Origin of the sequence: Burkholderia sp. HI4860 (assembly GCF_002223045.2) — a bacterium.
Lineage (GTDB): Bacteria > Pseudomonadota > Gammaproteobacteria > Burkholderiales > Burkholderiaceae > Burkholderia.
In genome coordinates this window covers 1,464,774-1,478,286 of record NZ_NKFO02000001.1, presented here as the reverse complement: position 1 = coordinate 1,478,286, position 13,513 = coordinate 1,464,774, and the positions used below count along the sequence as shown (strand labels likewise).

Sequence of the window (13,513 nt, the reverse complement as noted above, 5' to 3'; positions counted from 1 at the left end):
CCACGAACGCGCGATACGGATACAGATACAGCACCTACTGCTCCAACCCCACCGCCAGCGGCCGCTGATCGCTGCGCCCGTGATCGTCGACCACCCGCACCGTGTAACTGCCGGCCGTCCGCGGCTGCCAGAACAGCGCATCGCCCGGCACACCGCGCCCAACAAACGCATCGTTGACGAACCAGTACAGCGCGTGCGCGCTCGCATCGGCCGTCGCGTTGAACGCGATGCGCGTCTCCTCCGTACTCTTCACGCGCATCGCATACGTACTGCCGCGCAGCGGCGACGTGATGCGCGGCGGATCGCCCTCGATCTGCCCCGCGTCGCGACAATCCGCGTTCTGCGGCGGCCGCCGGCGCGGAATGCCGGCCTGCGCGAACACCTGCTGCAAATCCGACGGCCAGAACTCGAAGATCTCCGCATGCGTACGCTTGCCGTCGTACGGCGGACACGCGGCCTTCCCCGTCGCATCGTCGATCACGACCGGCCGGTGCACGGTACTCACGCGGATCGGCGACGTACCCGGAATGAACCACGTCCAGCCCTGCTGCGGGCACCACTCGTTCGGCAAGTCGCCGCTCGCGAGACAGATCCGCACGCGCTTCAGCTTCGGCGGCACCGCGCGCGGCGGCTCGACGAGCGTGCGCTCGGCATTCAGCGCATCGACGACCTGAAAGAACAGCGGCGCGGCCGCATCGACGCCGACGAACGCCGTGTTGGTCGAGTTGTCGAAGTTGCCGACCCACACGACCAGCACATACGGGCCGAACACGCCGGCCGTCCACGCATCGCGGAACGACCATGACGTGCCGGTCTTCCAGTAGACGGGCACGCTCGACGGCTGCGCGCCGCTCGTCTCGTCGGGGCGCAGATGCTGGCGCAGCATGTCCATCGTCATGTAGCTCGCCTCAGCGCTCAACAGGCGCTTGCCAGGCAGCGCCGGCTCGTCCGCGCGCAGCCGCAGCGGCCGGAACTCACCGCGATTCGCGAGCATCGCGTAGAGCGCCGCGAGATCCTGCATCGTCACTTCGCCACCGCCGAGCACCAGCGCAAGCCCGTAGTGCTGCGCGCTTGCGAGCCGGCGCACGCCAGCCTCCTGAAGGAGCCGGTACAAGTCAGGCGACTTGAGCTGCGACGCGACCCACACGGCCGGCACGTTGCGGCTGCGGTTCAGCGCATCGGTCGCGGTGATCGGCCCGAGGAAATGGCCGTCGAAATTCTCCGGCGCATACGGGCCGAACGCGGTCGGCACGTCGCGCAGCACGGTCTGCGGATGCAGCACGCCCTGGTCGAAACCGAGCGCATAGATGAACGGCTTGAGCGTCGAGCCGGGTGAACGCCGCGCAAGCGTGCCGTTCACCTGCCCGTCGATCGTGCGGTCGAAGAAATTCGCGGAGCCGACGAGCGCCTTCACGCCCATGTCCCGCGTATCGACGAGGATCGCCGCCGCGTTGCGCACGCCGCGCGTGTCGTTGCGCGCGACATAGCGTGCGATCTGCCGTTCGAGTGTGTGCTGCAGGTCGAGATCGAGCGTCGTCACGAGTCGCGCGTCGGCGTCGCTGTCGTTTGCCGCGGCACTCGAGTTCGTACGCCATGCGTTGCGCGCGGCGAGCGCCTGGTCGACCGCATGCGGCGCATCGAACGGCAGTGCGGACAATGACCGCATTGCAAGCGGCAACGCGAACAGCGGCTTGAGCGACGCATCGCCCGGATGCTTCGCCAGCCAGCGCGCATACAGCCGGTTACGCGACGCGGCCAGCGCGCGGTTGATCTCGTCCTGCCCGCCCCGCACCCGCCGCGCCGGGTCCTGCGGAATCACCGCGAGCGCGAGCGCCTCGGGCAGCGTCAGCGCGTCGGGCATCCGGTCGAAATAGACGACGCTCGCGGTGCCCGCGCCTTCGACGTTGCGGCCGTACGGCGCATCGTTCAGATACGCTTCGAGGATCTGCTGCTTCGAATAGAACAGTTCGAGTTGCACCGCGCGCGCCACCTGCTCGAGCTTGCCGGCCGGCGTGCGCGTGTTCAGCCGCCACAGCGAGCGCGCGAGCTGCATCGTCAGCGTCGAGCCGCCCTGCGGATTGCCGCCGCGCACGTACGTGATCCACGCGCCGCGTGCGAGCCCGTACGGGTTGAAGCCGGGATGCCACCAGAACCAGCGGTCCTCATGCAGCATCACGGCTTCGACGAGCTGCGGCGACATCCGGCCGAGCGGCACCCACAGCCGGTAGCGATCGTCCTTCGCGAGCGTGAGCCGCAGCAAGCGGCCCTGTGCGTCGGTTACCGCGACCGACGACGGCTTCCAGTCGCGCAGCGGCGGATGCGGCCACAGCCGGCACGCGGCCAGTGCGCCGAACACGAGCAGCACGCCGGCGATCCAGTTCTGCCAACGATGCAGCCAGCGGCCGGCGCCGTGCAGCACGCGCCGGCGCATCGAAACGTCGTCAGCCACGCGCGGGCGCTCCTCGCACCCGGCGCGGCCGGCAACGACGTTGCAGCCCCATCGTCATCGCACGCGCTCCACCGTCAGGGTCGACCCGCCGGGCGCCTGGGCCTGCAAGCGGCGGTCGTACATCGACTCGCCGTAGGCCGGCGGCGCGATGAAGCGGCCCGCATTGCTCGCCTTGATCCGGTAGACAAACTCGCGCACGTCGGTCGTCGCCGTGCCGTAGATCACCACGCGATCCTCGCGCACGTCAGCGAACTGCGGCTGCCACGTGGAACCCTTCACGCCGATCGGCGAACGCCACGGCGCATCGGCCACCGGCGCCGACGCGCCGCCGTCGCCGTTGCTGTCGCCCTCCTGCGTGTCGGTGACGGGCGGCGGCGCGATGACCGGATCGAAGCCGCCCGGCAACAGATCGACGATCGCGATGTTGCCGACGCTCGCCGAACCCGTCGCACGGATCTTCAGGTGCACGTCGATCTCCTGGCCGACCGTGATCTTGTCGAGCGGCTTGCCGTCCGTGCCGGTATAGTCGCGCACGATTTCCAGCCCGTTTTTGATCGCCTTCGTCGACGTGCCACGGTCGTAGCCCGACTGGCTCGTGATCCACCACGCAGGCAGCGTGCTGCCGTTCACGAAGTCGACGCGCGACGCACCGGCCGACCACGTGCCCGAACGCACGAGATTCGCCTGGATCGACGACACGTCCTTCGGCGCGGCGCCCGCGCGCACTTCGTCGATCGCGAGCTGGTCGAGCTGGCCCGCGCTCGACGCCGCATACGCATCGAGCGCGAGGATCGTCATCGCCGACGACAGCGTGTTGTAGCGGTTGTCGACGAGCGGCGCGGCGAGGTTGTCCATCGCGCGCGGCGACAGCTTGCGTACGCGCTCGGGGAAGTGCTTCGCGATCAGGTACAGCACGCTCGCGTCGCGCGTCAACGGATCGAGGTAGTAGCCCGTCACGTCGCCGCCGTCGGACGCGCGCTTGCGCTCGAGCAGCGCCTGCGGGCCCGCGATCAGCGCCGCGGCCTCCTTGTCCTGCTTCAGCAGCTGGTACGACGCGGCAAGCCATGCGGCCGCGAGATCGTTCTTCCAGTCGTTCGGATACGCATCCTGCAACCGCTTCTGCACGGCCGCGAGGCTGTTGGTCGTCACGTTGCCCTGGCGCGTCAGCAGATACACCGCGTACGCGCGCTGCCGCAGCAGGTCGAGCGAGCCGAGCGAATCGTTCGCCGCGAGCTTCTGCAGATACTGGTTGCCCGCGTCGAGCGTGTCCTTCGGCACTGCGATGCCGCGCTCGCGCGCGTCGAGCAGCACGTGCATCGCGTACGCGGACACGAACGGATCGGCGTCGGGTGTCGCGCTCCACAGGCCAAAGCCGCCCTGCGCGTTCTGCCGGCTGCGCAGCACCCCAAGGAACTGCGTGATCGCCGCCGCGTTCGTCGCGTCGGCACCGGCGTCGGTCGCATGCATCGCGCTCGTCAGCGCCCGCACCGACAGCCACTTCGCCGCGAACACGCGCGGCACGGCCGCACTCACCAGCTGCTCGCTGCAGGTGTGCTCGAAGTTGACGAGATACGACGACAACCCTTCGGACAGCACGAGCGGCGCGGTCGAGATGCTCGCATCGCGCGACGCATACGCGTCGTACATCGACCGCAGGTTCGGCACACTCGCCTTCTTGCCCGGATCGAGGCGTGCGATGTCGAGCTGCGTGCGGAACGCGGCGGCCGGCCGCACCGACACGTCGACGCGCTGCTGCGCGCCCTTCGCGCCATAACGCGCGCCGAACGACAGCGAACCCGAGCCGAGCGTGTCGGTCGCCTTCACGCGGAACATCACGACACCCTCGTGCTGCGGCGCGAGCGCGACGTTCTGCGTGGCCGGCCCGATCACCTGCAACTGCGGCCCCGTCTTCAGCGTGACCGCGACCGGCACCGGCTGGTTGCCGACACCCGTCAGGTTGTTCGCGACACCGACGCTGACGTCGGCCTCGTCACCCGGCGCGAGCGTCGTCGGCACGTTCGGCGACAGCACGAAATCGCCGCGCACCGTCGTCGCGCTTTCGAACGTACCGACCAGATCAGGCGATACCGACACGGCCATCACGCGCAGCTTGCCGTTGAAATAGTCGGGCACGGTATAGCTCAGCCGCGTGTCGCCGTTCACGTCGACGATCCCCGACCAGTAGACGACCGGCTTGTCGCGCTTGCGCTTGAACGGGTTCAACTGGCGGCCGATTGCATCGTCGGCGTCGCCGCCCGGCGCAGCCATCGCCATCAGCTTCTCGAAGTCCGGCAGGATCAGGTCGAGGATCTGCGACGTGCCGACTTCGAGCATCCGCTTGCGGAAGAAGAACTTCAGCGGATCGCCGAGCTTGTAGCGCGCGACCTGCAGGATGCCCTCATCGACCGCGAACACGACGACCTTCGCGGGCTTCGCCGAATGCACGGTGAAATTCACCGTGTCGCCGGGCTTCACGAGCGCCGGCGCATCGACCGACACCGCGTTGCGGCGCGCATCGAGGTTCACCGAGAACGGCACGACGCCGTAGCTCAGCGGGCTCATGAAGATCTCGTCCGACGACGGATCGCGGATGTACTGCACGTTGATGTAGCCATTGCCTTCGAAGCCGGCCGGCACCGTGATGTGCTGGATCGAGCTCGTCGTGTCCGCATGGAACCATGCGTGCGCATACACCTTGTCGCGCTCGATCGTGATCAGGCCGCTGCCCGCGTAAGGCGCGCGGATCGCGATCTCGACCTGCTCGCCCGGCTTGTAGTCGTGCTTCGCGAGCGTCACCTGCAACTCCGCATTGCGGTCGAGCGAGCGCGTGACGTTCGCGTCGCCGGTGACCGAATACTCGATCCGGTTCACCGCGGCGCCGGCCGCGTTGCGGATCACGAGCGCATAGCTGCCCGGCTTGTCGGTGCGCAGCGTGAAGTCGAGCCCGGCCGCCGGAATCGCCAGCGGCTTGTCGTCGACCGGCACTTCCTTCAGCCGCGAATCGTATTTATATGCGCCGGAATCCTGCTTGGTCAGCACCGACACGTAGCGCTCCTCGACGAGCTGCGCGCGCAGGTCCTTCACGTCGATCGCCTTCGCGTTCGGATCGATCGCGACGAGCCGCACCGTGCGCGGGCTGCCGCGCTTCACGTAGCCGAGATCGTCGACCGACTTGTAGCCGACGAGCCAGTCGTTGTTCGACACGAGCGTCTGCGCGTTCGCGGCGACGTTGCGCCCGCCTTCCGCTTCATAGGCCTTCGCCTGGAAGTAGAGCTGGTAGGTCGCGTCCGCATACTTGTCGAGATCGAGGTCGAACTCCGCATGGCCCTTGTCGTCGGTCGTGCCGTCCTGCAGCGTCGTCGTATAGCCCTCCTTCGCGCGGCGCGCATCGAAGAAGTGATAGCCCTGCCAGCTGCGAAACGACGGCCACACCGGGCGCAGCGTCAGCGTCGCCGCGACGCGGCGCTTCTCCGCCGGCGTGCCGAACAGGTTCTGCGCATCGACGATGCCCTTCAGCCCCTTCGGCTTCACCCATCCTTCGACGACCTGCTGCGACAGCTTCGCGTCGACCTTCATCCGGTCGGGCAGGAACTCCTTCACCTGCACCGTCGTGCTGCCGATCGGCTCCGCACCGGGCTGGCCGTCCTTGACGATATACAGGTTGACCGTCCACGTGCCGGTCGGCGCCGTTTCGGCCGTCGTATAGCCGAGCTCGGTGAAGCCGGTCGCATCGACCGTCACCGGCTTGCGCTCGACGGTGATCCCGCGCGGGTCGACGATTTCCGCCTGCAGCGGCACGCCGGCCGGGCTGCGCGCCCAGCTCGCCGCGCGCACGATCAGGCCGATGTGGAACGGATCGCCGGGCCGATACAGGCCGCGATCCGAGAACAGGTACGCGGACAGTTGACCCTGGCCCGTCGCGTTGCGCTCGCCGTCGACGTCGAAACGCGAGAAGTCGAGCTGGCGGTCGCGCCCGGCCACCGGCAGGAACGACAGGTCGCTGTCCTTCTTCACGACATACAGCTGCGGCCGCTTCTCGCGGTCGAGCCCCTTGAACGCGGGGAAATGCACGATGCCGTCGGCGCTCGTGGTCTGCGTGAACAGCGCCTGGCCGTTCACCGCGAGCACCGACACCGTTGCGCCCGCAACCGGCTTGCCCGTGCGGATCGACTGGATGAATACGTCCTGGCTGCCGTCCAGCGCCTTCTTGACCAGCATCCCGAGATCGGTCACGACGATCAGGCGGGTGTCGCCGAGCGCGCTGTCGTTGTCGTCACCGTTGCCGCTGCTGTCGCCCGAGTCCGCGTTGTCCGACTGATCCTGGCTGCCGTCGCCGGACGATGCATCGCTGTCCTTCGCATCGTCGGCTTTCTTCTTCTCCGCCGCCGGGTCGTACTTCGTCAGGTGCAGCAGGAACACGCCGCGCTTGCCGCCCTTCAGGTACTGGCCGAGATCGATGCCTTCGTAGTGCGCCTTGCCGGGGTCGCCGGCCGGGAACGCGCGCGTCTGCACGAAGCGCTCGACGATGTGATCCTCGCTGAACGAATACGACAGCTCGGGCCGCGCGTACGTGCCGTTGTTGAAGCTCACGAGATGCTGGAGCTGGTCGGGCAGCACGCGGCCGATCTCGACTTTCATCCCCGGCAGGTTGCGCGACACGACCGACAGCCGCTTGCTGCCGCTCATCGACAGCAGCGAGCCGTCGGCCATGAAGCGCAGCAGCTTCGGATAGTCGGGCACCGTGAACGCGGTCGTCACCGGCTCGGCGAGCAGGTAGCCGCCGGCGGATTTCAGGTTTTCGGCGAACCGCACGAAGATGCGATCGCCCGGCGTCGCGTGATATTTGAAACTTTGCAGCGTCGCGTAGTCGTTCTCGGTCGGTACCACGTCGAGCGCCAGCGGCTTCGACTGTTTCAGCACTGCGTCGCTGATGTCGGCCACGTTCCATTCGTACGGCGGATCGTCGTCCGACTGGTCGACGCCCGGCTTGCGCTTCGGCAGCACCCACGCCTTGGCGCGCGCGGCGAGGTCGGCGCTGCGCACGCCGTCGGAAGCCTCCGCGACGAGCACCTGCTCGGGCTCGTAGCGCTCGTTGTCGACGAGCGTCGGCGCGATGTTGTCGATCGACAGGCTGTAGAGCCCCGGCACGTCGACCGATGCATGCAGCACGTCCGGCGTGCCGTTGCCGCCGCGCGCACTCTTCACGCCCTTGTCGACGTCGAGCCGTGCCGCCATCGAGTTGAGCGGGATCTCGAGCGACTGCGAGCGGACCCATGCGCTCGTCTTCATCTTGTCGTAACTGACGGTGTAGCGCAGCGGCGTCGTATTCTTGCCGTCGCGGCCGACCAGCACGAGGCCGATGCGCTTCTCGAACTCGGCGGGATCGACCGGGTAGTTGAAGCGCAACTGCAGCAGTGCCTGCTTCTCCGCCGGATTGTCGGGGTTCTGGTAGAACTCGTTGTTGCCGACCGTCGCGGCGAACGCCGGCACGTCGAAAGCAAAACGGTCGTCGTGCATCAGCACCTGCGGCGCGAACACCCGGTGCACCGCGAAACGCACCTCGACGTGCGCGCCGACCGGCCAGTCGGCCGCCGGCGTGAAGCGCAGCGTCTTGTCGTCGGCCCACTCCCATGCGCCCTTCAGCGCAGGCGTCATCTCGATGCCGTCGCCGGCCGGCTTGCCGACCTGTTCGATCGGCGCCGCCGATTGCGCGAACATGACTTCGAGCGGATGCACGGTGATCTTCGGCTTGTCGGTGTCGTCCACCTCGTAGGTGGTGATCGCCGGCGCCTTCACGGTGAAGCTGACGGTCGCGGGCTCGGGCGGCTTCGGGCGATGCTTGAACCAGTAGCCGCCGTAGCCGAGCGCGGCCGCGAGCAGCACGAGGCCGCCCGCATGCCACGGGCGGCGGCGCACGGCCGCGGCGGTGACGCCCATCCACGCGGGCGCCGTCCACGACACGTCGCCCACCAGCGGCCGCAGCGCGCAGCCGAGCAGCCACCACAAGAAGCCCGCCACGCGAATCGGCAGGAGCAGCAGGAAGCGCAGCAAATCCATTGTTATTTCCTTGTCAAGGACATGCTGCCGGGTGCGGCAACCTTCCCCGAATTGTTATGGGTCTGTGACGGCGCGGCCCGGTTGCGCCGTACTTGCTTGGTATGTTCGACCGGATGCTGGGCGCCATTATCGATCAGACCCGAAACGATGGAAATATCGGTGTGCCGGCGCGCAACGCCGCCGGATGACCGGCCGGTCGGGCGGATCTCGGTCGTCCACGGCGCAACCTCTGCACACGGCGGCGCCGCGTTCGCTAGAATGCGCGGCTCGGCAGGATCGAATCGAAATGAAAGGAAACCGCTTGAAACTCCCGTTCGAATGGCAGATCGGGCTGCGCAATGCGCGCGGCGGCCGGCGCTCGGCCGGCGACGGCTTCGTGTCGTTCATTGCCGGCGCCGCGATGGCCGGCATCGCGCTCGGCGTCGCCGCGCTGATCGTCGTGCTGTCGGTGATGAACGGATTCCGGACCGAAGTGCGCGACCGGATGCTGTCGGTGCTCGCCCACGTGGAAATCTTCTCGCCGACGGGCGCGATGCCCGACTGGCGGCTCACCGCGCATGAATCGCTGCAGAATCCGGCGGTACGCGCCGTCGCGCCCTATGTCGACGCACAGGCGCTGCTGACGAACGCGGGCAGCGTGACGGGCGTCGCGCTGCGCGGCATCGATCCCGTGCTGGAGCCGCGGGTGTCCGAGATCGCGCGCAAGCTGAAGACCGGACGGCTCGACGCACTCGTGCCAGGCGAGATGGGCATCGTGCTCGGCTCGGCGCTGGCCGACGCGCTGCACGTGAAGATCGGCGACCGCATCACGTTCTTCGCGCCCGGCAACACCGCGCGCATCGGCGACGCGCTGCCGCGGTTCCGGCAGTTCAACGTCGTCGGCACGTTCGAGTCAGGCCACTACCAGTACGACAGCGCGCTCGCCTACATCCACCTCCGCGACGCGCAGACGCTGTTCAACGTGCGTGCGCCGACCGGCATCCGGCTGCGCCTCGACGATCTGCAGCGCGCGCCGGACGTCGCACTGGAACTGTCGCGCACGCTGTCGGGCAACCTCTATCTCCGCGACTGGACGCGGCAGAACCGCACGTGGTTCGAGGCCGAACGGCTGCAAAAACGCATGCTGTCGCTGATCCTGATGCTGATCGTCGCGGTCGCCGCGTTCAACCTCGTGTCGTCGCTCGTGATGACCGTCACCCAGAAGCAGGGCGACATCGCGATCCTGCGCACGCTCGGCGCGCCGCCCGGGTCGATCATGAAGATCTTCGCGATCCAGGGGATGACGATCGGCCTCGCCGGCACGCTCGCGGGTGTCGCGCTCGGCTGCGCGATCGCGGTGAGCATCCCGTGGGTGATGCCCGCGATCGAGCAGGTGCTCGGCATCCGCTTCCTGACGCCGTCCGTGTACTTCCTCAGCTCGCTGCCGTCGAAGCTCGCGGCGGCCGACGTGATCGAGATCGCCGCGGCCGCATTCCTGATGTCGTGCGTCGCGACGCTCTACCCGAGCTGGCGCGCCGCGCGGGTGCGGCCGGCCGAGGCGCTGCGCGACGAATAGGCGCGCGGCGTCGGGCTCCGTGACGCGCGTGGCTACGCGATCTCGTGGAAGCCAATGCTGTTGCGGCCGTTCAGGATGTTCTCGAACGCCTCCCCGAAGCCGACGTCGATCAGGCCGGCACGCCGGCCGTAGGTCTTCTGCCCGGAATCGTCGACGAAGATCGCCGCACCCGACGACAACTGGCGGTCGGTATCCAGCAGCGTGAGCGTGCCGCGCGCGGTGCCGGCCGACTGATCGAACGTCAGCCGCGTGCCGTCTTGCGTGGTGAAATGCCCGCCGGCCTCGTTGAACTTCCGGTTGCGCGCGACGGACGCATTCATCTCCTTCATGAAGCGGAAATCCGCATCAGCGCGCTGGCTGGCCACCTTGCGATCATCGTCCGTGAACGTCTCGCCGACGGCGGCCGCGCCCTGCTCCGCGAAGTCGACGGCCTGCTGATGAAACGCGCGCGTCGCGAGCACGAGGCCCGCGTTCGCATTCAGCGTCGACTCCACCCACGCGCGATCGCTTTCCGTCATCGTCTTCGACACGACCTTGATCTGGCCGTTGTCGGTCATGAAGTCGAACTGCGCGTCGGCCAGGTCCGGCCGCTTCGCGATGATCTCGTGCAGGCTCGTCGCGAGCTGGCTGGTGACGTCGCGCAGCTTCGTCGACAGGTTGCCCAGGATCGACATCTGCTTCATGCGCGCCGCGTGCATCGCGTCCTGGTCCAGCGCCCGGATGGTGATCGGCGTGTCCTGCGCTTGCCCGGCCGCCGCGGCCGTCTGCCGGCCTCCGTCGAGCGCAGCCTGCTGCGCCATCTGCACGAGCGAAAGGCCGCTCGCTGCCGTGACTGAAGTCGTCATGCCCTCTCTCTCCTTTCAATCCGCTTTTTACCGTTTACGGACGGATTTCCCGGAAATTTAGACCGATCGCCGGTCCGTCTCCTCGCACGCTTTAAAACTTTGTTTGACTCAAACTAAAAAAGTTTGACACCGAGATTTCACTGAGATAAGTTTTGCGCAAGCTTCCGGAAAGCATTCCGGCCGGCCCCGCCGACTCGCGTCGCGCTTTCCTGCCGTTGCAGCACCGCCGTTCGTACCATCCCCGCCTCATCGCATCGTGCCGTTCCGTTTCATCTGAAACCTGAAGGAAGATCGGGCATGCCCGCATTTGATTCGCACTCCTGTATTCATGTCGTGCCGCCGGCCTCGCTTCGACCGGGCGGCCCGAATCGGCCGCCGCGCTGACGCTTTCCGGTCGAGGCGATTCAATCGCCCCGACGCTCGCCGGGTTGCGCGATGCGTGACGCGCGTCGACACCGGCCGTGACACCCGGGCATCGCGCCCGGCGCTTTAGAAGGTGCAGTTCCGTTTCATCCGATGCAGCGCCCGGCCGGGCCGCAGGGGGCATATCGCGGGCCGTCCGGTTCCAGACAATCACAAGAAGAGGTCGACAATGGACATTCATCGAACCGGATTGCGTCGCGCGTGGCTTCCCGCGCTCGTTGCGGCCGCAACGCTCGCCGCGTGCGGCGGCGACGACGGCGGCAGCGTGGCGGGCGTCTCCGCGCTCGCGCAGGGCCAACAGGAGGAGGCCGCCGCGTCGGCGGCCGACAAGCAGTCGCTCGCATCACGCATTTCGCCGTCGGGCGTGCCGTACGCCAACCCGGCCAGCGGCGGCCGCTACCGGCCCGTGATCGCGAACGGCCAGGTGCAGCCGTCGCTGTCGGGCGGCACGATCGAGGAGAACGCGTGGGTCGACACGCCGGTCGATTCCGACGGCGACGGCAAACGCGACCGCATCCACGTGCGCATCGTGCGCCCGACCGAAACCGCGAACGGCGCGCGCACGCCTGTCATCGTGCTCGCGAGCCCGTACTACGCGGGCCTCGCCGACAGCCCCGACCACAACGTCGACGTCGAACTCGACGGCACGCCGCATCCGGCCGCCACGGCGGCCACGGCAGCGACCGGCGCCTCCGCGCGCATCATGGCCGCCGCGCCGCAGGTGCGGATGCTGCAGCAGGTCGAGGCGGCCGCCGCCGGGCGCTCGTGGATCGAGGGCTACTTCATCCCGCGCGGCTTCACGATCGTCTACGCGGATTCGCTCGGCACCGCCGGTTCGGACGGCTGCCCGACGATCCTCACGCGCGACGAATCGGTCGCGATGGCATCGGTGATCCGCTGGCTCGGCCGCGACGCGACCGCGAAGGATGCGAACGGCAAGACGGTCGTCGCGAACTGGTCGACGGGCCACGTCGGCATGTACGGCGTGTCGTACGACGGCACGCTGCCGAAGATGGTCGCGAGCCTGCGCACGCGCGGGCTCGACGCGATCGTGCCGGTCGCCGGGCTGACCAACATGTACGGCTACTACCGCTCGGGCGGGCTCGTGCGTGCGCCGGAAGGCTATCAGGGCGAGGACGTCGACGTGTACATCAAGGCGCTGCTGACGAACGCGCATCCGGAGCGCTGCACGCACCTGATCGACGAAGCGCTGCAGCAGGAAGACCGCAAGACCGGCGACTATTCGCCGTTCTGGGCCGCGCGCGACATTCCCACCGCGTACGCGGTCGCGCCGGCGCTCGTCGCGCAAGGGCTCACCGACGACAACGTGCGGGTCGACCAGTCGACGCTGTGGCATCTCGCGATGCGGCGCCAGGGCGTGCCGACGCAGCTGTGGCTGCATCGCCTGAAGCACACCGACCCGACCCGCGTGCCGGCGATGGCCGATGCGTGGACCGCGGAAGTGAACCGCTGGTTCACGCGCTACCTGATCGGTTTCGACAACGGCGTCGAACGCGATCCGCGCGCGGTGATCGAGCAGGCGGACGGCACGCTGCTGAAGGAAGCGGACTGGGCCGCACGCCACGCCACGCCGGTCACGTACTTCGCGGGCGGCGACGGCGCGGGCACCGGCACGCTGCTGCGGCTGCCGACCGGCGGCCCGCTCGCACGCTTCACCGACGATGCGCGCATCACCGCGCTCACGCTGGCGAACGCGCCGACGGGCGAGAACCGCAGCCGCTTCGAAACCGCGCCGCTCACGGCCGCGACACGCCTGTCCGGTTCCGCGACCGCGCGCGTCAGGCTGACCTTCACGGCCGTGGCCAACGTGACGGCCCTGCTGGTCGATCGCGCGCCGGACGGCACGGCGACGATCGTCACGCGTGCGTGGACCGACCCGCGCAACCGCGTGTCGGAGTGGGTCTCGCAGCCGGTTCTGCCCGGGATGCCGTACGACCTGAAGCTGACGTTCATGCCGCGTGACTACAAGCTGGAAGCCGGCCACCGGCTGGGGCTCGTCGTGCTGTCGAGCGACAACGAGGCCACGCTGCGGCCGACGCCGGGCACCGGGCTGACGCTTGACCCGGCCGGCACGTCGGTGACGGTGCCGCTGGCTTCCTGAACGGCAGCATGCCCGTCCTGAAGCGATCCCGGGACGCCAGTGCACCGGCGTCCCGGGATCGC

The 13,513-nt window shown here is 68.3% G+C and carries 5 protein-coding genes; 2 read left to right on the top strand and 3 right to left on the bottom strand.

Going from position 1 to position 13,513, the window contains the following annotated elements:
* Window positions 1–34 precede the first annotated feature (34 nt).
* Window positions 35–2,431, bottom strand: coding sequence for a penicillin-binding protein 1C (gene pbpC / locus CFB34_RS06595; RefSeq protein WP_089441799.1), 2,397 nt, complete (start codon window positions 2,429–2,431; stop codon window positions 35–37).
* A gap of 72 nt (window positions 2,432–2,503) precedes the next feature.
* Window positions 2,504–8,506, bottom strand: a complete 6,003-nt coding sequence (locus tag CFB34_RS06590; RefSeq protein WP_089441730.1) for an MG2 domain-containing protein — start codon at window positions 8,504–8,506, stop codon at window positions 2,504–2,506.
* 301 nt (window positions 8,507–8,807) lie between these two features.
* Here CFB34_RS06590 and CFB34_RS06585 point away from each other — a divergent pair, with 301 nt between their 5' ends.
* Complete coding sequence (locus tag CFB34_RS06585) at window positions 8,808–10,061, top strand: lipoprotein-releasing ABC transporter permease subunit (RefSeq protein ID WP_242808573.1); 1,254 nt, start codon at window positions 8,808–8,810, stop codon at window positions 10,059–10,061.
* Window positions 10,062–10,093: 32 nt separating this feature from the next.
* On the opposite strand, the gene CFB34_RS06580 is transcribed toward CFB34_RS06585, so the two are convergent.
* Window positions 10,094–10,906 (bottom strand): hypothetical protein, encoded by an 813-nt coding sequence (locus tag CFB34_RS06580; protein ID WP_089441728.1) that lies wholly within the window; start codon window positions 10,904–10,906, stop codon window positions 10,094–10,096.
* A gap of 592 nt (window positions 10,907–11,498) precedes the next feature.
* Between CFB34_RS06580 and CFB34_RS06575 the strand changes: the two genes are divergently transcribed.
* The gene (locus CFB34_RS06575) at window positions 11,499–13,451 is read left to right on the top strand and encodes a Xaa-Pro dipeptidyl-peptidase (protein ID WP_089441727.1); all 1,953 of its coding nucleotides are present in this window, start codon (window positions 11,499–11,501) and stop codon (window positions 13,449–13,451) included.
* Window positions 13,452–13,513: the final 62 nt, after the last annotated feature.

Excerpts from the sequence above, each read along its gene's own strand:
- pbpC (WP_089441799.1), bottom strand. The coding sequence starts at position 2,431 with ATGCGCCGGCGCGTGCTGCACGGCGCCGGCCGCTGGCTGCATCGTTGG.
- CFB34_RS06590 (WP_089441730.1), bottom strand. The coding sequence starts at position 8,506 with ATGGATTTGCTGCGCTTCCTGCTGCTCCTGCCGATTCGCGTGGCGGGC.
- CFB34_RS06580 (WP_089441728.1), bottom strand. The coding sequence starts at position 10,906 with ATGACGACTTCAGTCACGGCAGCGAGCGGCCTTTCGCTCGTGCAGATG.
- CFB34_RS06575 (WP_089441727.1), top strand. The coding sequence starts at position 11,499 with ATGGACATTCATCGAACCGGATTGCGTCGCGCGTGGCTTCCCGCGCTC.